The sequence below is a fragment of the Klenkia brasiliensis genome (assembly GCF_900100695.1).
Lineage (GTDB): Bacteria > Actinomycetota > Actinomycetes > Mycobacteriales > Geodermatophilaceae > Klenkia > Klenkia brasiliensis.
This window is the reverse complement of the sequence record NZ_FNCF01000002.1, coordinates 130356-149608: the sequence shown is the minus strand read 5'-3', so window position 1 is coordinate 149608 and position 19253 is coordinate 130356. Positions and strand designations below refer to the sequence as shown.

General features: G+C 75.3%; 20 protein-coding genes. 4 read left to right on the top strand and 16 right to left on the bottom strand.

What is annotated here, in order from left to right; genetic code table 11:
- Position 1: 1 nt before the first annotated feature.
- The 8 genes from BLT39_RS05060 to BLT39_RS05025 all read right to left on the bottom strand — a co-directional run bounded on the left by BLT39_RS05060 (position 2) and on the right by BLT39_RS05025 (position 10760).
- Positions 2 to 832, bottom strand: a complete 831-nt coding sequence (locus BLT39_RS05060) for a CheR family methyltransferase (RefSeq protein WP_091059900.1) — start codon at positions 830 to 832, stop codon at positions 2 to 4.
- On the bottom strand, positions 829 to 1917 hold the full coding sequence (locus BLT39_RS05055; protein WP_091059897.1) for a protein-glutamate methylesterase/protein-glutamine glutaminase: 1089 nt from the start codon (positions 1915 to 1917) through the stop codon (positions 829 to 831). The genes BLT39_RS05060 and BLT39_RS05055 overlap by 4 nt, the downstream gene beginning before the upstream one ends.
- A gap of 82 nt (positions 1918 to 1999) precedes the next feature.
- Positions 2000 to 2905 (bottom strand): hypothetical protein, encoded by a 906-nt coding sequence (locus BLT39_RS05050; protein ID WP_207507627.1) that lies wholly within the window; start codon positions 2903 to 2905, stop codon positions 2000 to 2002.
- 9 nt (positions 2906 to 2914) lie between these two features.
- Positions 2915 to 4534, bottom strand: coding sequence for a methyl-accepting chemotaxis protein (locus tag BLT39_RS05045; RefSeq protein WP_242658174.1), 1620 nt, complete (start codon positions 4532 to 4534; stop codon positions 2915 to 2917).
- A gap of 41 nt (positions 4535 to 4575) precedes the next feature.
- Positions 4576 to 6186: a methyl-accepting chemotaxis protein gene (locus tag BLT39_RS05040; RefSeq protein WP_242658173.1), complete on the bottom strand. Its 1611-nt coding sequence runs from the start codon at positions 6184 to 6186 to the stop codon at positions 4576 to 4578.
- A 40-nt stretch (positions 6187 to 6226) separates the two neighbouring features.
- Positions 6227 to 7855 carry a methyl-accepting chemotaxis protein gene (locus tag BLT39_RS05035; RefSeq protein WP_242658172.1) on the bottom strand — a complete coding sequence of 543 codons (1629 nt, stop codon included), beginning with the start codon at positions 7853 to 7855 and terminating at the stop codon, positions 6227 to 6229.
- Positions 7856 to 7945: 90 nt separating this feature from the next.
- Entirely contained in the window at positions 7946 to 8392 is a 447-nt protein-coding gene (locus tag BLT39_RS05030; RefSeq protein WP_091059893.1) for a chemotaxis protein CheW, read from the bottom strand.
- 1 nt (position 8393) lies between these two features.
- Complete coding sequence (locus tag BLT39_RS05025; RefSeq protein WP_091059889.1) at positions 8394 to 10760, bottom strand: chemotaxis protein CheA; 2367 nt, start codon at positions 10758 to 10760, stop codon at positions 8394 to 8396.
- A gap of 386 nt (positions 10761 to 11146) precedes the next feature.
- Between BLT39_RS05025 and BLT39_RS05020 the strand changes: the two genes are divergently transcribed.
- The gene (locus BLT39_RS05020; RefSeq protein WP_091059886.1) at positions 11147 to 12727 is read left to right on the top strand and encodes a peptide chain release factor 3; all 1581 of its coding nucleotides are present in this window, start codon (positions 11147 to 11149) and stop codon (positions 12725 to 12727) included.
- Here the strand turns inward: BLT39_RS05020 and BLT39_RS05015 are convergent.
- Positions 12696 to 13241, bottom strand: coding sequence for a gamma carbonic anhydrase family protein (locus BLT39_RS05015; protein ID WP_091059882.1), 546 nt, complete (start codon positions 13239 to 13241; stop codon positions 12696 to 12698). The two genes, BLT39_RS05020 and BLT39_RS05015, sit on opposite strands and share 32 nt — an antisense overlap.
- Positions 13242 to 13289: 48 nt before the next feature.
- On the opposite strand from BLT39_RS05015, the gene BLT39_RS05010 reads away from it, so the two are divergent.
- A complete protein-coding gene (locus BLT39_RS05010) occupies positions 13290 to 13553 on the top strand; it encodes a DUF1905 domain-containing protein (protein WP_091059877.1) in 264 nt (87 codons plus the stop codon).
- A gap of 2 nt (positions 13554 to 13555) precedes the next feature.
- Here BLT39_RS05010 and BLT39_RS05005 read toward each other — a convergent pair whose 3' ends face one another.
- The 3 genes from BLT39_RS05005 to BLT39_RS04995 all read right to left on the bottom strand — a co-directional run bounded on the left by BLT39_RS05005 (position 13556) and on the right by BLT39_RS04995 (position 15350).
- On the bottom strand, positions 13556 to 13954 hold the full coding sequence (locus BLT39_RS05005; protein ID WP_242658171.1) for an RNA polymerase-binding protein RbpA: 399 nt from the start codon (positions 13952 to 13954) through the stop codon (positions 13556 to 13558).
- Between the two features lie 75 nt (positions 13955 to 14029).
- Positions 14030 to 14311 carry a hypothetical protein gene (locus BLT39_RS05000; RefSeq protein ID WP_091059873.1) on the bottom strand — a complete coding sequence of 94 codons (282 nt, stop codon included), beginning with the start codon at positions 14309 to 14311 and terminating at the stop codon, positions 14030 to 14032.
- Between the two features lie 70 nt (positions 14312 to 14381).
- The gene (locus BLT39_RS04995) at positions 14382 to 15350 is read right to left on the bottom strand and encodes an EamA family transporter (RefSeq protein ID WP_091059871.1); all 969 of its coding nucleotides are present in this window, start codon (positions 15348 to 15350) and stop codon (positions 14382 to 14384) included.
- Positions 15351 to 15430: 80 nt separating this feature from the next.
- On the opposite strand from BLT39_RS04995, the gene BLT39_RS04990 reads away from it, so the two are divergent.
- Entirely contained in the window at positions 15431 to 15985 is a 555-nt protein-coding gene (locus BLT39_RS04990) for a CGNR zinc finger domain-containing protein (RefSeq protein WP_091059866.1), read from the top strand.
- On the opposite strand, the gene BLT39_RS04985 is transcribed toward BLT39_RS04990, so the two are convergent.
- The 4 genes from BLT39_RS04985 to BLT39_RS04970 are packed head-to-tail and all read right to left on the bottom strand — an operon-like array spanning position 15952 to position 18556.
- A complete protein-coding gene (locus BLT39_RS04985; RefSeq protein WP_091059863.1) occupies positions 15952 to 16314 on the bottom strand; it encodes an ArsR/SmtB family transcription factor in 363 nt (120 codons plus the stop codon). The two genes, BLT39_RS04990 and BLT39_RS04985, sit on opposite strands and share 34 nt — an antisense overlap.
- Entirely contained in the window at positions 16311 to 16952 is a 642-nt protein-coding gene (locus tag BLT39_RS04980) for an SRPBCC family protein (RefSeq protein ID WP_091059859.1), read from the bottom strand. Before BLT39_RS04980 ends, BLT39_RS04985 begins: the two co-directional genes overlap by 4 nt.
- A gap of 25 nt (positions 16953 to 16977) precedes the next feature.
- Positions 16978 to 17850: an NAD(P)H-hydrate dehydratase gene (locus tag BLT39_RS04975; RefSeq protein ID WP_091059856.1), complete on the bottom strand. Its 873-nt coding sequence runs from the start codon at positions 17848 to 17850 to the stop codon at positions 16978 to 16980.
- Positions 17834 to 18556, bottom strand: a complete 723-nt coding sequence (locus BLT39_RS04970) for a histidine phosphatase family protein (RefSeq protein WP_091059854.1) — start codon at positions 18554 to 18556, stop codon at positions 17834 to 17836. Before BLT39_RS04970 ends, BLT39_RS04975 begins: the two co-directional genes overlap by 17 nt.
- 50 nt (positions 18557 to 18606) lie before the next feature.
- On the opposite strand from BLT39_RS04970, the gene BLT39_RS04965 reads away from it, so the two are divergent.
- Positions 18607 to 19176 (top strand): YdeI/OmpD-associated family protein, encoded by a 570-nt coding sequence (locus BLT39_RS04965; RefSeq protein ID WP_207507625.1) that lies wholly within the window; start codon positions 18607 to 18609, stop codon positions 19174 to 19176.
- Positions 19177 to 19253: the final 77 nt, after the last annotated feature.

Genomic DNA, 19253 nt, shown 5'->3' with positions numbered 1-19253 from the left:
GTCACTTCCCCTTCATCGGTCGGTAGGCGGAGCCGCGGCCGCAGGGGACCCGCTCCCAGGAGTCGTCGACGCCCAGCGTCGTCTCGGCGGCACCCAGGAACAGCCAGCCGTCCGGGCGCATGACCTGTCGCACCTTGCGCAGCACCTCGCGCTTGGTGGGCGGGTCGAAGTAGATGAGGACGTTGCGCAGGTACACCACGTCGAAGGGACCCAGCCGGGGCAGGGGCCCAGCGAGGTTGAGCTCGCTGGCGGTCACCATCTGGCGCAGGGCGGGCGAGATCTCCCACTCCGCGCCCACCCGGCTGAAGTGCCGGACGAGCATGGGGGCCGGCAGGCCCCGGTTGACCTCGAGCTGGCTGAACCGGCCGGCCCGGGTGCGGTCGACCATCGCGCGGGACAGGTCGGTGGCGGTGATCCGCACCCGGCTGGTCGCGTTGGGGAGCGAGTCGGCCAGCAGCATCGCGATCGTGTAGGCCTCCTGCCCGCTGGAGCAGGCGGCCGACCAGATGGAGATCGGCTCCCCGGGTCGCCGTGCGGCCTGCAGGGCGGGGACGACGGTGCCGGTGAGCGCGGTGAACGGGTCACCGTCGCGGAACCACGAGGTCTCGTTGGTGGTGAGCGCCTCGACGATGCTGCGGACCAGCGCGGGCTCCGGCCGGGCGCGGACGCGCTCGACGAGCTCGGCGACGCCGGGCAGGCCGAGCTGGCGGGCCAGCGGCATGAGCCTGGCCTCGACCAGGTACTCCTTGCCGGGCGCGAGGACGATGGCCGACTCCCGGCGGACGAGCTGGCAGACCCAGTCGAACCCGGACGTGGCGAGGGCGGTGGTCATGGGCGGGCTCCGACCAGGGACGGGGATCGGGTGGTGAGGCGGAGGACCGTGTCGGCGACCCGCTCGAGCGGGACGACCTCGTCGGCGTGGCCGGCCTGGGTGACCGCGCCGGGCATGCCCCAGACGACGGAGGTGGCCTGGTCCTGGGCGACGACGGTGCCGCCGGCCGCGCGGACCTGGCCGGCGCCGAGCTTGCCGTCCGAGCCCATGCCGGTGAGGACGACGGCCAGCACCGCGCCGTCGTAGGCGGCCACGGCCGAGCGGAAGAGCACGTCGACGGCGGGGCGGCAGAAGTTCTCCGGGGCGCCCTGGTCCAGCGCGGTGCGCCGGGGGCCGGCGCCGGCGGCCACGGTGAGGTGGAAGTCGCCCGGGGCGATGTGCACGGTGCCCGGGGCGACCGGCGTGCCGGCGCCCGCCTCGACGACGGTCAGCGCGCTGAGCCGGTCCAGCCGGGCGGCGAACTGCGTGGTGAACACCGGCGGCATGTGCTGCACGACGAGCACCGGGAGCGGGAAGTCCCGGGGCAGCCGGGGCAGCACCTTGGTCAGCGCGTCGGGGCCGCCGGTGGAGGACCCGATGACCAGGACGGCGGGGGCCTTGCGGACGCCGCGGGGGGCCGGCGCGGGCGGCGGGGTGGCCGGCCGCGGTGCCGCGGGGGCGGGCGGCAGCCCGGCGGGGCGGCCGGTGAGCACCTTGATCCGGGGGATCAGCTGGGCCCGGACGCTCTCCATCGACTGCTGCACGCTGCCGACGTTGGCCGGCTTGGTGACGTAGTCGTCGGCCCCGGCGGCCAGCGCGTCGAAGGTGGCGGTGGCGCCGCGCTCGGTGAGCGTGGAGAACATGATGATCGGCGTGCGGCGGCCGGCGGCGCGCAGCGCCCGGACCGCGGCGATGCCGTCCATCTCCGGCATCTCGATGTCCATGGTGATCAGGTCGGGCCGCAGCTGGTCGACCTTGGCCAGGGCCACCTTGCCGTTGACGGCGGTGCCCACCACCTCGATGGCGGGGTCCGCGCCGAGCACGTCGGTGACGATCTTGCGGACGACGATCGAGTCGTCGACCACCATCACGCGGATCGGGGGCACGGTGTCCTGCTCTCTGCTGGGGCCGGGGTTCGGCCGTGGGGTTGGTTTCGGCACGGGATCGTCGTCAGTTGAGCCGGGGAGCTCATCGGGCCGGCGGCAGCACCCCCGAGGGGTGGTCGCCCTCGGCGAGCAGCCAGGGCAGCAGCAGCTGGTCCAGCGCGGCGCCGTCGACCAGGTCGGCCATGGCCACGCCCTGCACGCAGCCGGCCACGGCGTTCCAGACCCCGCGGGCGCCGTCCCCGGGGGTGAAGCCGGCGGCCCGGAACGCCCGGACGGCGGCCAGCAGGGCCGCGGCCAGGGCCCGGGTGCGGCCCGACACGTGCGCGGCCCAGGAGGCGCCGTGCATCGCCGCGGCCCAGTCCTGGCGGGTGTCGCGGACCTCGTCGACGGCCACCCGCCACCGGCCGAGCACCACGGGGTCGGCGGCGGCGAGGTGGTCGAGCATGCCGAGCAGGGCGGTCGTGGCCGGGCCGAGGTCGGGCAGCGGCACGGGGCCGACCCGCTCGACGGCCTGGGCGAGCGCCCGCCGGTCGCGGTCGGGCACCGTGGCGGCGGCCCAGCCGGCCACCGCGGCGTCGGCGAGCACGTCCGCGGCCAGCTGGGCGACCTCGGGGGTCACCGCGGCCACCGCGGCCGACTCGGGCCCGAGCACGTCGTCGCGCAGCACCCGCTCGACGGCGGCGGCGTCGCCGAGCATGCCCTGCTCGAGCAGCGCCACCAGCGCCTCGCTGCGGGTGTGCTCGGCCCGGACGTCGCGCAGCGCGGGCACGCCGGCGCCGGCCAGCTCCCGCACCCGACCGGACCGCTCGGTCCAGCGGAGGCGCTGGGCGGCGCTGCCGGACACCACCGGGTGCGCGGCCGCCCACCCCTGCAGGTGGTCGGGTGCGGCGCCGAGGCCGGCCAGCAGCACGGTGGCGACGTCGGGCCCGCCGGGGAGACGGACCAGGTCGAAGCCGATGGTGGCGGCGCTGACCAGGGAGTAGGGCACGGCGGGCGCCTAGAAGGTGAACCGGCGGACGGTGCCGTGCAGGTCGCCCGCCATCCGGGCCAGCTCGTCGACGGCCACCCGGGTCTGCCCGAGCGCCTGCGTCGTCGTCCCCGCCGCGGATGACACACCGGTGATGGTCGCGGCGATCTCCGTCGCCCCGCCCGCGGCCTCGGCCACGCTGCGCGACATCTCGTTCGTGGTCGCGGTCTGCTCCTCCACGGCCGAGGCGATGGTCAGCTGGTAGTCGTTGATCTGCCCGATCACCTCACCGATCCGCCCGATCGCGGCCACCGCACCACCGGTGTCGGCCTGGATCGCCTCCACCCGCCGCGCGATGTCCTCCGTCGCCCGCGCCGTCTCCTGCGCCAGCTCCTTGACCTCGTTGGCCACCACCGCGAAGCCCTTGCCCGCCTCACCCGCCCGCGCCGCCTCGATCGTCGCGTTCAGCGCCAGCAGGTTCGTCTGCTCCGCGATCGACGTGATCACCTTGACCACGTCGCCGATCTCCTTCGACGAGACACCCAGCTTGGTGATCGTGGCGTTGGTGGCCTCGGCCTCCGCCACCGCCTCGGCGGCGACCCGGGCCGCCTGGTTGGCGTTCTGCGCGATCTCCCGGATCGACGCCGACATCTCCTCCGCGCCCGCCGCCACCGTGGCGACGCTGCGCGAGACCTCGTCGGCCGCGCCGGACACCGCGCCGGACTGCGCGCTGGTCTGCTCGGCCGACGCCGCGATCCGCCCGGCCGACCCCGCGAGCTGCTCGCTGGAGGCCGCCACCGCGTCGGCCGAGCCCACGACCGACGCCATCGTGGCGCGCAGGGTGCCCAGCGCCTCGTCGAGCGCGACCGCGGTGTCGCCGACCTCGTCGGCCCGGCGGACACCGGTGCTGCGGGTCAGGTCCCCGCCGGCCATGGCCACCGCGGTGTCGCGCAGCGCCCGCAGCCCCCGCACCACCCGGCCCGAGACGTGCAGCGCCAGCCCGACCACGACGGCCAGGCCCAGGGCCACCGCGCCGGCCACCCACCAGGTGGCGCGGGTGCGGTCGGCCGCGGCCGCGGCGGACTCGGCGTCCATCCGGTCGTCCAGGGAGGCCCGCAGGTCCTGGGTGAGGGTGATCAGCTGGAAGTAGGCGTCGTAGCCGGCACCCAGCACGAGGGCGTCACCGGCGTCGATGCTCTCCGGGGTGCCCTCCGCGTACTGCGCGACCGCGTCGTCGTCGGCGGCGAAGTAGGCGTCCCACTGCTGCCCGATCTCGTCGAAGGTGGCCCGCTCGTCGGTGGTCAGGGTGCCCAGCGGCATCGTGGCCAGGGTGTCCCGCAGGTCCTGCGCCGAGGCCAGGAAGCCGGCCCGGTTACCGGCGTCCGGGGCGATCGCCTCGGCGGCGCCGATCCGCCGCACGTCCCAGGCGTAGGCGACCTGCCAGCCGCTGACGTCGGAGTTGGCGGTCTCGATGCTCTGGGTGATCGACACGGCGTCCTGCAGCCGGTCGAGGTCGGCCACCCGGTGGCCGACCTCGGCCAGACCGGTCAGGGCCACCGCCCCGACCGCCGCGGCGGCGAGGATGCCGGCCGCGCCGACGGCGAGGACCTGGGTGCGGATGCCGGTCCGGCGGCCGCTCGTGGTGCTCACGGGGTCCTCCTGGGGTGGTCGGGTGCGGGTCGGGCGGGCGGTCAGTGGGTGAAGCGGCCGACGGTGGTGCGCAGGTCGCTGGCCATCCGCGACAGCTCGTCGACGGCCACCCGGGTCTGCCCCAGGGCCTGGGTGGTGGAGTCGGCGGCGGTCGAGACGCCGGTGATGGTGGCGGCGATCTCGGTGGTGCCGCCGGCGGCCTCGGCCACCGACCGGGACATCTCGTTGGTGGTCGCCGTCTGCTCCTCGACGGCCGAGGCGATGGTGAGCTGGTAGTCGTTGATCTGGCCGATCACCGACCCGATGCGGCCGATCGCCTCGGTGGCCCCGGTCGTGTCGGCCTGGATGGCCTCCACCCGGCGGGCGATGTCCTCGGTGGCCCGGGCGGTCTCCTGCGCCAGCTCCTTGACCTCGTTGGCGACCACGGCGAAGCCCTTGCCGGCCTCCCCGGCGCGGGCGGCCTCGATGGTGGCGTTGAGGGCCAGCAGGTTGGTCTGCTCCGCGATGCTCGTGATGACCTTGACGACGTCGCCGATCTCCTTCGAGGAGACACCGAGCTTGGTGATCGTGGCGTTGGTGGCGTCGGCCTCCGCGACCGCCTCGGCGGCGACCCGGGCGGCCTCGTTGGCGTTCTGCGCGATCTCCCGGATCGAGGCGCTCATCTGCTCGGCACCCGCGGCGACGGTGGCGACCGAGCGGGACACCTCGTCGGCGGCGCCGGAGACCGCGCCGGACTGCGCGCTGGTCTGCTCGGCCGACGCCGAGATCTGCGACGCCGAGGCCGACAGCTCCTCGCTGGAGGTGGCGACCGCGTCGGCGGAGCCCGCGACGGTGGACATCAGGGCGCGCAGGTCGACCAGGGCGCTGTCCAGCAGCGCGGCGGTCTGCCCGACCTCGTCGCTGCTGGTGATGCCGGTCTGCACGGTCAGGTCGCCGCCGGCCAGCGCGGTCGCGGTGGCCTGCAGCCGGTTCAGCCGGCGCACGAAGGAGCGGGCGACGGCGTAGCCGATGCCCAGGGCCAGGCCGATGCCCAGCACGAGCACCACCGCCAGCTCCACCCGGGTCGACCGGTAGGCGGCCGCCGCCGCGGCGGCGTCGTCGGCCGCGGCCGCGGCGCGGTCCTGCACCAGGCCGTCGAGGGAGTCGACCAGGCCGGTCATCAGCGGGGTCACCTGCCCGTCGCGCAGCCGGGTCCAGCCGGCGGTGTCCCCGGCGGCGGTGAGCGCGTCCAGCTGGCCGGTCAGGTCGATGTACTCCCCCACGCCGTCGATCGCGCCCTGCACGGCGTCCCGGTTCGCCGAGGTCAGCGCGACCGTGCCGAGCAGCTCCTGGCCGGCCGAGGTGAGGCCGTCCACGGCGTCCGAGCGGGTGGTCGTCCACGTGGCGAGGGACTCGGCGTCGCCGGCGCGGGCGGCGTTGGTCCGGCTGGACTGGGCGAACCGGATGGAGACGAGCTGGAAGCGCATCTCCTGGGCCAGCTGCACCCCGCGGACGTCGTCGGCGTAGACGGTCTGGGTGCGGCCGGCGGAGGCCGACAGCGCGGTCAGCCCGGCCAGGCCCACCACCCCGGCGACGAGGGCGGCGACGAGGACGGCGGCGAGGACCTGGGCGCGAACCCCGAGGGAGGTGAGGCGGCGGCGGAGGGTGGTCACGGTGGGCTCCAGGGAGAAGGCAGGACGTCGGTCGGTCGGGTCAGGTGGTGAAGCGGCCGACGGTGGCGCGGAGGTCGGTGGCCATGCGGGAGAGCTCGTCGACGGCCACCCGCGTCTGGCCGAGGGCCTGGGTGGTGGCCGACGCGGCGCCGGAGACGCCGGCGGTGTTGGCGGCGATCTCGGTGGTGCCCGCGGCGGCCTCGGCGACCGACCGGGACATCTCGTTGGTGGTCGCCGTCTGCTCCTCGACGGCCGAGGCGATGGTGAGCTGGTAGTCGTTGATCTGGCCGATGACCTCGCCGATCCGGCCGATCGCCTCGGTCGCGCCGGTGGTGTCGGCCTGGATGGCCTCGACCCGGCGGGCGATGTCCTCGGTGGCCCGGGCGGTCTCCTGGGCGAGCTCCTTGACCTCGTTGGCCACGACGGCGAAGCCCTTGCCGGCCTCGCCTGCGCGGGCGGCCTCGATGGTCGCGTTCAGGGCCAGCAGGTTGGTCTGCTCCGCGATCGAGGTGATCACCTTGACCACGTCGCCGATCTCCTTGGACGACTGGCCCAGCTTCTGGATGGTGGCGTTGGTGGCGTCGGCCTCGGAGACGGCCTCGGCGGCGACGCGGGCGGCCTCGTTGGCGTTCTGCGCGATCTCCCGGATCGAGGCGCTCATCTGCTCGGCACCCGCGGCGACGGTGGCGACCGAGCGGGACACCTCGTCGGCGGCACCGGAGACCAGGCCGGACTGCGCGCTGGTCTCCTCCGCCGAGGCCGCGATCCGCCCGGAGGACGCCGACAGCTGGGTGCTGGCGGCGGCCACCGCGTCGGCGGAGCCGGTCACCGCGCCGACCACCCCGGCCAGCTGCTCGGTGGCCCGGTCCAGCGCGGTCCCGGCCCGGCCCATCTCACCGGCCCCGGTCAGCCCGGTGCGGCGGGTCAGGTCCCCGGCGCCGATGCCCTCGGCGACGTCCCGGATCCGGTGCAGCGGCCCGACCAGCGAGCGGGTCAGGTGCCAGGCCAGGCCGCCGGCCAGCAGGAGACCGAGCAGGCCCGCGGCCACCAGCAGCCAGGTCGCCCGGGTCTGCGCGGCCGACTGGCGGTCGGCCAGGGCGTCGAGCCGGTCCTGCGCGGAGCCGGCGATGGTGTCGGCGATGCCCAGCACCACGGTGTAGGCCGCGCCGGCCTCCCCGCCGTTGATCGAGGTCTGCGCCTGCGCGAGCCCGGCCTGCGTGCCGGGGCGGACCCACTCCACCACCTGGTCGTCCCAGCGGTAGTAGTCGTCCCACGCCGGCCGCAGCTGGTCGAAGGCCTCCCGCTCGGTGGCGTCCATCGCCGAGGTGTCGACGTCGTCCAGCCAGGCGTAGATCGAGGCCTTGCTGGCCAGGAAGCCGGCCCGGTTGTAGGAGTCGTCCCGCAGCGACTCCTCCGGCCCGAAGGCCGCGACGTCGGCCAGGACGAACCCCTGCCAGCCGGTGGCGTCGGCGATCTGGAAGCGCATGGTCTCCGCGTCGCGGAGCACGCCGTCCACGGCGCGGACCTGGCCGGCGAGCTCGCGCTGCTGGGCGACGGCGGCCACGCCGCCGCCGGCGCAGCCCAGCACGACGAGGGCGACGACGCCGAAGGCGAGTCCGAGGCGGGTCCGCAGGCCGAGGTCGGCGAGGCGGCGTCCGGGTGTTCTCACGGGAGGGCCTTCCGGGCAGGGGTGGGGCCGGGTCGCCGGCGACGAGGTCGCCGGCGGTCCGGTGCGGGAGGGGGTGGGGCTGGTCCGGCGTCAGGCCGCGACGGCGCGGGAGACGTCCAGGGCCAGCAGCAGCCGGCCGTCGAGCTTGTAGGCGCCGAGGATCAGCTCGCGGGCCCGGCCGTCGAGGGTGTCCGGCGGCTGCTCGAAGTCAGCGGCGTCCACGTGCACGACGTCGGCGATCCCGTCGACCAGGAAGCTGACGGCCTCGCCGTGCATCCGGACCACGATGACCACGGACTCGGCGTCCGCGGCGCGGGCCGGACGGCCCAGCCGCTCGCGCAGCTCGATGGCGGTGACCACCTGGCCGCGCAGGTTGATCAGGCCGGCGACGGCCGGGGGGGCCAGCGGCACCCGGGTGAGCTTCTGCGCCCGGAGCACCTCCTGGACGTGCTCGACCTCGACGCCGTAGAGGTCGCCGTCCAGCCAGAAGGTCGCCAGCTGGGCGGTGCCGGTGCGGGGGGCGGTTGCCGTAGTCATGTCAGACCACCATCAGGTCGTCGCGGGCCGGCGCACCGGCGGTGTCGAAGGCGTAGAAGCCGGGGTCGGCGGCGAGGATCGCCGCGCGCACGTCGAGCAGCTCGGTGACCTTGTCGCCGAACACCGCCGAGCCGAGCAGGCCCATGTCGTCGATGTCGGAGTGCTTGGCCTCGCTGTCGTCGATGATGTCGAGGATCTCCTCGACCACGATGGCGACGCTGCGGTCGCGGTCGGCGTAGACGATGACCTCGAGCGTCTCGGGGGCCGGCTCGTCGTAGCCGTAGGACGACGTCGCGCCCAGGTGCCGGTCCAGCCGGACGATCGGCAGGATCGCGCCGCGGTACTGCACCACCTCCCGCGAGCCGACCCGCTCCACCGTGCCGCTCCTGATCTGCTCCAGGCGGGTGACGGTGTCCAGCGGGATCGCCACCCGGCGTCCGCCGCCGATCGAGGCCAGCAGCATCCGCTGCCGCTCGGTGCCGGCCCGGGCGGTGGCCGCCGCGACGCTGGCCGCGGTGCGCTGCTCGGCCCGCTCGACGGTCTCGGCCCGCAGCGCCCGGCGGGCGAGGGCCTGCACGTCGAGGATCAGGGCGACGGTGCCGTCGCCGAGGACGGTGGCCCCGGAGTAGAGGCCGATGGACTTCAACTGCGCACCGACTGCCTTCACCACGATCTCCTCGGTGTTGATGACCCGGTCCACGACCAGGCCGAAGCGGCGGCCCTCCGACCGCAGGACGGCGATGACCACGTGCCCGTCGTGCCGGTCGGAGCTCAGCCCGAACACGTCGGCCAGCCGCACCAGCGGCAGCAGCTCGCCGCGCAGCCGGTAGACCTGCGCGCCGCCGATCTCCTCGACCGCGGCGGCGGCCTTCTCGGCGTCCAGGCTGACCAGCTCCTGCAGGCTGACCTGCGGGATGGCGTAGCGGTCGCCGGCGCACTCCACGGTCAGCGCCGGCACGATGGCCAGGGTCAGCGGGATGCGCAGCCGGGTGCAGGTGCCGGTGCCCGGCTCGGACTCGATCTCGATGGTGCCGCCGATGGCCTCGATGTTGGTCTTGACCACGTCCATGCCGACCCCGCGGCCGGAGACGTTGGTGACCGCGGCGGCGGTGGAGAACCCGGGCGCGAAGATCAGCTGCAGGATGTCCGCGGTCGCCATCCGGGCCAGCGCGTCGGGGGTGACCAGGCCCTTGCGGACGGCGCTCTCGCCGATCCGCGCCGGGTCGATGCCCGCGCCGTCGTCGATGACCTCCACGACGACCTGGCCGGACTCGTGCCGGGCCCGCAGGCTGAGCACGCCCTCGGCCGGCTTCCCGGCGGCGCGGCGGGCCTCCGGGGTCTCGATGCCGTGGTCGACGGAGTTGCGGACCAGGTGGGTCAGCGGGTCCTTCACCGCCTCCAGCAGCGTCTTGTCCAGCTCCGTCTCGTTGCCCTCCATCGCCAGCCGCACGGACTTGCCGCACTGCTGGCCCAGGTCGCGGACGACGCGGGGCAGCTTGGACCAGATGTGGTCGATGGGCTGCATGCGCGTCTTCATGACGCCCTCCTGCAGCTCGCTGGCGATGAGGTTGAGCCGCTGGCCGGCGCGCACCAGGTCGGTGTCGGTCTGCCGGGAGACGTACTGCACGATCTGGTTGCGGGTGAGCACCAGCTCGCCGACCAGCTGCATGAGCGCGTCCAGCAGGTCGACGTCCACCCGGATGGTGGAGTCGGCGACCGCGCGGCGGGGCGCCTGCTCGTCCTCGGCCGGCGCGGCGGCGGCCGGGGCGGCGGCCGGGGCGGCGGCCGGGGCGGCGGCCGGGGCGGCGGCCGGGGCGACGGGGGCCGTGGCGACCGGGGCCGGGACCGCGACGGGGGCCGGGACCGCGACCGGTGCGGGCGCCTCGGGGACGACCACCTCCGCGGGGACGACGACCTCGGCGACCTCGGCGACCTCCGCGACCTCCGCGACCTCGACGGCGGCGGGGGCCTCGGCGGCCGGCTCGTCGTCCATCGCGGCGCTGATCAGCTCGACCGCGCGGGTCACGTCCACCGAGCCCTCGCCGCCCGTGGTCTCGATCGACCCCAGCAGCTCGCGCACCGTGTCCACCATGGCCAGCAGCGCGTCGGTGCGGTGCGGGGTCAGCTCCATCACCCCGTCGCGCAGCCGCGACAGCATGTTCTCCCCGACGTGGGCGACCTGCTCGAGCTTGCCGAAGGCGAGGAAGCCGCTGGTGCCCTTGATCGTGTGGATCGTGCGGAAGATGCTCGACAGCCGCTCCCGCGATCCCGGGTCCTGCTCCAGCGCCACCAGGTCGCGGTCGAGCTGGTCCAGGTTCTCGTGGCTCTCGACGAGGAAGTCCTCGACGATGTCGTCCAAGCCGTCCACGCTCGTCCTCCCCTGCTGCGGGACACCGTCCGCCCCGCGTCGTCAGGACCGATTACGGCAGGACCGCCACGTCCTCCACTCGAACCTCTCCAGTTCCGGGCCATTTCTGCCGATGTGCGCGACCCGTTCCGGCCGCCATTCCGAAGGCCGTTCCCTCACCATTCGGCGACCTGGTGGACCGACCCCCCTCGGAGGGGTGAAAGGCCAGTTCAGGGTCGGTTGTGCGCTATCAACACGAATGGTCGGCACCATTCCGCGTCGACGTGTCGACACCACCGGGAGCGGTGACCGTCCGCGGTGTCGACACGGGTTCGCCGACCATTCCTGGCCGGGCGGTGCGCATCACAGCGGCGGGTGGTCGCGGTCGCGGTCGTAGACTCGCGGGAATGAGCACCGCCGCCGGCGAGGCCGCGCGCCGTCGGACCTTCGCCGTCATCAGCCACCCCGACGCCGGGAAGTCCACCCTGACCGAGGCGCTGGCGCTGCACGCGCACGTGATCGGCCGGGCCGGCGCGGTGCACGGCAAGGCCGGCCGGGGCGCCACCGTGTCGGACTGGATGGACATGGAGAAGGCACGCGGCATCTCCATCACCTCCGCGGCGCTGCAGTTCGCCTACCGCGACGCGGTGGTCAACCTGCTGGACACCCCGGGCCACGCAGACTTCTCCGAGGACACCTACCGGGTGCTCACCGCCGTCGACGCCGCGGTGATGCTGGTCGACGCGGCCAAGGGCCTGGAGACCCAGACCATGAAGCTGTTCGCGGTCTGCAAGCACCGCGGCATCCCGATCATCACGGTGATCAACAAGTGGGACCGGCCCGGCAACGAGGCGCTGGCCCTGATGGACGAGATCGCCGAGCGCACCGGCCTGCAGCCCACCCCGCTGACCTGGCCGGTCGGCATCGCCGGTGACTTCCGCGGCGTGCTGGACCGCCGCGACGGCAGCTACCGGCACTTCACCCGCACCGCCGGCGGCGCGACCATCGCCCCGGAGCGGGTGATGGACGCCGACTCCGCGCTCGCCCAGGAGGGCGACGCCTGGACCACCGCGCTCGAGGAGAGCGAGCTGCTCGAGGAGACCGGCGCCCAGCACGACCAGGAGCTCTTCCTCGCCGGCGCCACCACCCCGGTGCTGTTCGCCTCGGCGGTGTCGAACTTCGGCGTCGCCGCGCTGCTGGACACCCTCGTCGACCTCGCGCCCGCCCCGGCCGACCGGCCCGACGCCGACGGCAAGCCCCGCGCCCTGGACGACCCGTTCAGCGCGTTCGTGTTCAAGGTGCAGGCCGGCATGGACACCGGCCACCGCGACCGGCTGGCCTACATCCGGGTCTGCACCGGCGTCTTCGAGCGCGGCATGGTGGTCACCAACGCCGCCAACGGCCGGCCCTTCGCCACCAAGTACGCCCAGCAGGTGTTCGGCCGCGACCGCGAGACGATCGAGACCGCCTACCCCGGCGACGTCGTCGGCCTGGTGAACGCCAGCGCGCTCGGCGTCGGCGACACCCTCTACACCGACTCCCCGGTCGTCTACCCGCCGATCACCACGTTCGCGCCGGAGCACTTCGCCGTGGCCCGTGCCGCCGACACCAGCAAGTACAAGCAGTTCCGCAAGGGCATGGACACCCTGGCCGGTGAGGGCGTCGTCCAGGTGCTGATCTCCGAGCGCCGCGGCGACGGCGCACCGGTCCTCGCCGTCGTCGGCCCCATGCAGTTCGAGGTGGCCAGCCACCGCATGGAGCACGAGTTCGGCTCACGGATCAGCCTGGACCACCTGCCCTACACCGTGGCCCGGGTGACCGACGCGGAGTCCGCACCGGAGGTCGCCAAGGCCCGCGGCGCCGAGGTGATGACCCGCCCGGACGGCGAGCTGCTGGCGCTGTTCACCGACAAGTGGGCGCTGCGCACGCTGGAGCAGAACAAGCCGCACCTGACCCTCACGCCGTTGGTGGCTGCTCAACTCGCCTGAGGCCGCGGTGCTGGTCCAGCCGGTCGGTGTAGCTGACCGCGTTGGCCCGGATCCGCTCGACGGCGGCGTCGCCCAGGTCGCGCACCACCTTCGCGGGCACCCCGGCGACCAGCGAGCCCGCCGGCACCTCGGCGTTCTCCGTCACCACCGCGCCGGCGGCCACGATCGAGCCGGACCCGATGTGCGCGCCGTTCATCACCACCGCACCCATGCCGACCAGGACGTCGTCGTCGACCCGGGCGCCGTGCAGCACCACCCGGTGCCCGACGGTCACCCGGTCGCCGAGGACCAGCGGGAAGCCGGGGTCGCTGTGCAGGGTGGAGCCGTCCTGCACGTTGGAGTCCGCGCCGATCCGGATGGACTCGGCGTCGGCCCGGACCACCGCGCCGTACCAGACCGAGGCGCGCGGACCGAGGACGACGTCGCCCACCACCACGGCGGAGGGCGCGACGAAGGCGGTGGGGTCGACGGCGGGGACGCGGTCCCCCAGGGCGGCGATGAGCGGTCCGGTCATGCGCACCTGCCTACCGCACCGGCCCCGGACCCGGCATCATCGGCGCCCGTGACCACGTTCCGGACCACCCTGGAGGCGACCGGCGGCAACAACGTCGGCATCGTGGTGCCCGAGGACGTCGTCCTCGGCTTCGGCCGCGGCAAGCGCGTACCGGTCGTCGTGACGATCGACGGCGACCACACCTACGCCACCACCATCGGCGTCATGGGCGGCCGGTACCTGGTGTCCTTCAACGCCGAGACCCGCAAGCGCACCGGCCGGGGGGCGGGCGACGAGGTCGAGGTCGAGCTGGTGGTCGACCCCGACCGCTGAGGTCAGGAGGCGCGGGTCCGCCGGGCGCGGAGCACCTCGAGCCGCTCGGCGAGCAGGTCGTCGAGGTCGGCGATGTCGCGGCGCTCGAGCAGCATCTCCCACGGGGTCTTGCTCACTCGGGGCGGACCGGTCTTGCGGGCGCGGCCACGGCGCGGCTGCTCCTCGTCCTCACCGACGGGCGGGGCCACCGGGGTGTCGGGGGTGACCACCAGGGCGGCCGGGGCGCCGTGCCGGGGGCAGGTCCAGACGGCGGGCGGGACGGCGTCGGCGGCGAAGGTCACCTGCACGTCGTGGTCGCGTTCGCACACGTAGGTGTGGGTGGTGGACTCCGCGAGCACGGCCCCGCGGACGGTCTCCAGGCTCGTGGCCCCCATGCGGGAGCCGCGCAGGTTGTCGGGCACGGCAGCCTCCTCGTCGGCGCGTTCTGGCTACCACCGTACGCCGATCTGCAAACTGCGTTTACGCAGCGGGGAGGGTCAGCCGAACGGGCTCGGCACGATCCGCGGGGTGCGGTGGGCGCGCCCCTCGGCCTCGGCGGCCCGGCGCGCGGAGACCAGCTGGGAGACCCGGTTGCGGGTGACCCCCGCCTCGCGGGCCACGGCGGAGGGTGCGTGGCCGGCCTCGACGGCCGCCACCAGTGCGGCCTCCCAGCGCCGCTGCGCCTCGCGGGCCGCTGCCTGGGCGGCCTGACGCTCGGCGTCGGCGGCCCGGATGGCCTGCACGGCGGCGTCCTTGGCTGTGTCCTGGCTGCCGGTCATCACCCCACGATAGGCGCTCACAGCAGACCTGGGGGGTCCGACGGGGCCGTGACCAGCCCCGTTGTGGTGGTCAACGGCCGGGTGCGGGCGCCCCGGCGGGCTCGGGCAGCGGCTCGCCGGCCGGCACCGGGCGCTCCTCCCCCACCCGGACCAGCACGATCCCGGCCAGCACGACCAGACCGCCGACCAGCTGCACCGGCCCCGGCTGCTGGCCCAGCGCCAGCCAGGCGAACCCGACGGCGAACAGGACCTCGGTGAGGCCGACGAAGGAGCTGGTCCGCGAGCCGAGCCGGCGGATCGCCGCGACCCCGGTGGCGTAGGCGAACGCGGCGGCCAGCAGCGCGAGGCCGAGCACCGGCACCAGCCAGCTCACCCCGTGGCCGGCCAGCTGCACCGGCGCCGCGGTGGTGCGCCACGGCACGACGCCCACGGCGGCGGCGACGCCCAGGGCGAGGGCCCCCACCGCGAGACCGCCCCAGGCGCTGACCAGCGGTGGCAGCGCGTCGTCGGTGCGGCCGGAGACGACGAAGTACACGGCCAGGCCGACGGCGGCCAGCAACCCCCAGAACACCCCGAGCAGGTCGATCTCGGCGCCGGAGAGCACGTCGAGGACCAGCACGAGGCCGGCCACGGCGACCACGACGCCGGCCGCGGTGACGGGGCTGGGCCGCTGGCCGTGCCGCAGCCAGGTCCACAGCACGACGAGGACGACGCCGGAGTACTCGAGCAGCAGCGCGACGCCCACCGACAGCCGGCCGATGGCCAGGAAGTAGGCGAGCTGGCAGCCGGCGACGGCGAGCAGGCCGAAGGCGAGCACGGAGCCCGCGTTGGCCCGCAGCAGGTGCCAGCGGCCGCGCAGCTGCAGCAGTGCGGGGACGGTGAGCGCCACCGCGGCCAGCCCGACCCGGACGGTCACCGCCGCCGCGGCGCTCCACCCGGCGTCCAGCAGCGCGGAGGCGAAGACGCCCGACGTCCCGAAGGCGGCCGCCGAGGCCAGGGCGAGCAGCAGGCCGGTCCACCCGGCGCGTCGGTCCAGCACGGCGTCCTCCTCGAGACCCGTCAGGACCGAAGGGACGTACGATCCTGATGTGCGGGACCGTAGCAGACGTCAGGAGCAACATGCTCTTCGCCCATGACACCGAGGTGGCGCTGCAGGCTGCGGCCGCCCTGGTGAACACCGCCAGCGGGTCGGGGACCGGCACCGAGCTGCTGCCCGACCCGGCCGCGCTGGACGCGTTCCTGGACACCTGGGGCTTCACCGGCGACCGCGCCGGCGACGCCGCCGAGCTCGCCGCCGTGCACCGGCTGCGGGCGCGGCTGGGCGAGATGTGGGACGACGAGTCCGACGCCGTCGTCGGCACGGTGAACCGGCTGCTGCGCGACGGCGACGCCCAGCCGCAGCTGGTCCGGCACGGCGAGTGGGGCTGGCACATCCACGCCACCGAGCCGCACGCGCCGCTGGCGCACCGGATGGCGGTCGAGGCCGCGATGGCGGTCGCCGACCTGGTGCGCGCCGAGGAGCTGGACCGGCTCGGGCGGTGCGAGGCCGAGGGGTGCGGGGCCGCGCTGGTGGACCTCACCAAGAACAGGTCGCGCCGCTTCTGCGACTCCAGCTGCGCCAACCGGACGCACGCCGCCGCCTACCGCGCCCGCCGGGCCTCCTCCGCGGGCTGAGCGGCCCGGGCCCGCGCCCGCCGGCCACGGGCGACCTCGGTGGCCAGGGCGTCCAGCGGCTGCCCGAACGGGTCGAGGAGACGGGCGAGCCAGTCGCCCGCGGCCGCGACGGCGGCCTCGTCGACCGCGTGGAAACGGCGGGTGCCCTCGGCGCGGACCCGCACCAGACCGGCGTCCCGCAGCACGGCCAGGTGCTGGGAGACCGCCGGCTGGGACATCCGGCCGAGCGCGCCGACCACCTCCCCGACGGTCCGCTCCGTGCCGGCCAGCAGCTCCAGGATCCGCCGGCGGGTGGGGTCGCCGAGCGCGTCGAAGGGGTCGGTGGTCACTGCGCCGGCGCGGCGCCGGTGTAGAAGGCGGTGGTCCGCTCCGCGGCCGACCGGGCGGCGTCCGGGGCGTCGCCGTCCGCCGTCGCGGCGTCGGCCCACCCGGCCGCGCTGGCACCCACGAACGCCCGACCCTCGGGCGTGGTCGCGAAGGCCAGGCCCTCCTCGGGGTCGACCGGGGCACCGGAGTCCACGTGCAGGCCGAGCCCCATGAGGCCCAGGTCCCAGCCGACGCCGACCGCGCCGGGGCCGTAGGTGTCCCACAGCTGCGGGTCGACCGGCGCCTCGTGCACCAGCTCCAGGTCGGTGCCGCCGTCGGCCTCGGCGAGGGAGACGCTCAGCCAGGAGACCATCGGGCCCATCTCCCAGGTCACCGTGAACGACTCCGGCGGGGTGCAGCGCTGCACGACGCCGCCGGCGTTCCCCTGCAGCAGGTAGCGGCCGCCCTCGTGCAGGTCGCCGGTCACCGGCAGGAACCAGCGGGGGATCCGCTCGGGGTCGGTGACGGCCTGCCAGAGGTCGGCGCGGTCGGTGCGGTAGCGGCGGCGGGCGACGACCAGCCGGGTGGTGGCGCCGTCCCGGGAGCCGGTGCGCACCTCCCGGACGACGAGGCCGGCAGTGGCGACGGGGTCGGTGAGCATAAGCGGTAGCTTATGGTCTGCCGACCTACAGGTCCACCTCGCTGAGCACCCGGGGCAGCTGCGCCGGCAGCTCGCGCGCGAGGAACCCCAGCCGGCCCACCGAGGCGGCCAACCGCTCGCCCGCCCGGCCGTGCAGGTGGCCGGCCCAGACCGCGGCCTGCACCGGGTCCGCGCCGCGGGCCAGCAGCCCGGCGACCACCCCGGCCCGGACGTCGCCGGAGCCCGACACCCCCAGGCCGGCCCCGCCGCTCTCGTCCTGCCAGAGCCGGCCGTCGGGGGCGGCCACCCAGCTCGTCGCGCCGCCCAGCGCCACGACGGCCTGCGCCCGGGCGGCCATCTCCACCGCGGCGGCCGGGGCGTCGTCCACCTGGTCCACGTGCAGGCCGAAGGCCAGCTCCGTCGGGTTGGGCGTGAGCACCACCCGGCCACCGAGGTGGTGCAGGCAGCTCGGGTCGGCGGTGACCGCGGCCAGCCCGAGCGCGTCGAGCGCCAGCGGGCCGGACAGCTCGGGGAGCAGCCGCTGGACCAGCTCCCGGGTCTGCGGCTCGTCGACCATGCCGGGCCCGACCAGCACGGCGGCGGCCTGCCGGGCCAGGTCCAGCACGCGCTCGGCCGCGTCGGCCCGCACCGCGCCGTCGTCGGTCTCGGCCAGCCCGCGCACCAGCGCCTCCGGCAGGGCCGACGACGTCACCGGCGCGAGGCTGCGGGGGACGGCGACCTGCAGCTTCCCGGCCCCCGAGCGCAGTGCGGCCTCCGCGGCCAGCAGCACCGCCCCGAGCGTCTCGGTGCTGCCGCCGACGACCAGGACCGAGCCGCGGGCCTCCTTGCCGCCGGTGGGTTCGGGCAGCCGCCAACCGCGCAGCAGCTGCGGGGTGACCAGGTCAGGGGTGGGGGACATCGGGCTCCTCGGTGACGGGTGCGTCCGCCAGGTGCTCGACGGTGTTGAACTCCTGCAGCTCCCAGCCGGCGGCGCCGGCGCGGTAGCGGGTGAGGGAGGCGTTGGCGACCTGCTGGTGGCGGTCCACCTCGAGCAGCTGCTGCTCCGACAGCTCCTCGAGCACGTACCGGAACACCATGACGACGGCCTGGTGGCTGACCACCAGCAGCCGCTCGCCGTCGTGCCGGAGCGCCTCGGTGGCCAGCACGCTGCGCACCCGCAGGGCGACGTCGGCCCAGCTCTCGCCCCCGGGCGGGCGGTACCAGAACTTGCCGAGCAGCTGCCGGCGGTCGGCCTCCTCCGGGTAACGCTCCCGGATGCCCCGGGCGGTCATCCCGTCGAAGGCGCCGAAGTCGCGCTCGCGCAGCCGCTCGTCGAACCGGACCGGCAGGTCCAGCGCCGCCGCGGCCCGGCGGGCGGTGTCAGCCGCCCGGGTGAAGGGCGAGGACAGCACGGCCGTGGGCCGCTCGGGCAGGCCCGTCAGGTGGGCACCGAGCGCGTCGGCCTGCCGCTCCCCGGCGGGCGACAGCGGGACGTCGGGGTCGCGCACGTCCAGGTCGAGGCGGTCGACGCCGAGCTCGTGCGCGCGGGCGTCGGCGAGGTTGCCCTGGCTCTCCCCGTGCCGGACCAGCCACAGTTGCTCCGGGCCGGGAGGTCGTCGGGTCACCGTCGACCCGTGACCGTCCGGAGGGGTTCCGAAACGCGGGAGGGGTCGGGGTGGAGCGGGAGTTCGAGGTGCGCAGCTTCGCCGACGGGGCGGAGCTGGACGCCTGGCTGACCGAGCACGCGGGGTCCGCGCCGGGCCTCTACGTCCGGCTGGCCAGGAAGGGCGCCGGGTTCGCGTCGGTGACCTGGGAGGAGCTGGTGGAGGGGCTGCTGTGCCACGGCTGGATCGACGGCCGGGCCAACCGGTTCGACGACGAGAGCTGGACGATCCGGGTCACCCCCCGCCGTCCGCGCAGCATCTGGTCGGCCAAGAACGTGGCCACGGTGGCCCGGCTGGTCGAGCAGGGCCGGATGCGCCCGGCCGGGCTCGCCCAGGTCGAGGCGGCGCAGGCCGACGGCCGGTGGGCCGCGGCCTACCCGGGGTCGGCGGCCATGCCGGTCCCCGACGACCTGGCGGCGGCGCTGGCCGCAGCACCCGGTGCACAGGCCGCCTTCGACGCCCTCGGCGCCGCGGGGCGCTACTCGGTGCTGCACCGGGTGCACACCAAGCGCACCGCCGCCGGCCGGGCGTCCACGATCGCCGACCTGGTCGACCGACTGGCCTCGGGCACACCGATCTGACGAACGGTCTCGTCAGCCAGGGGGTGTTCTCGCTACGCTCCGGATCGTCGAGCCGTCTTCCGACGACGGAATCCGCA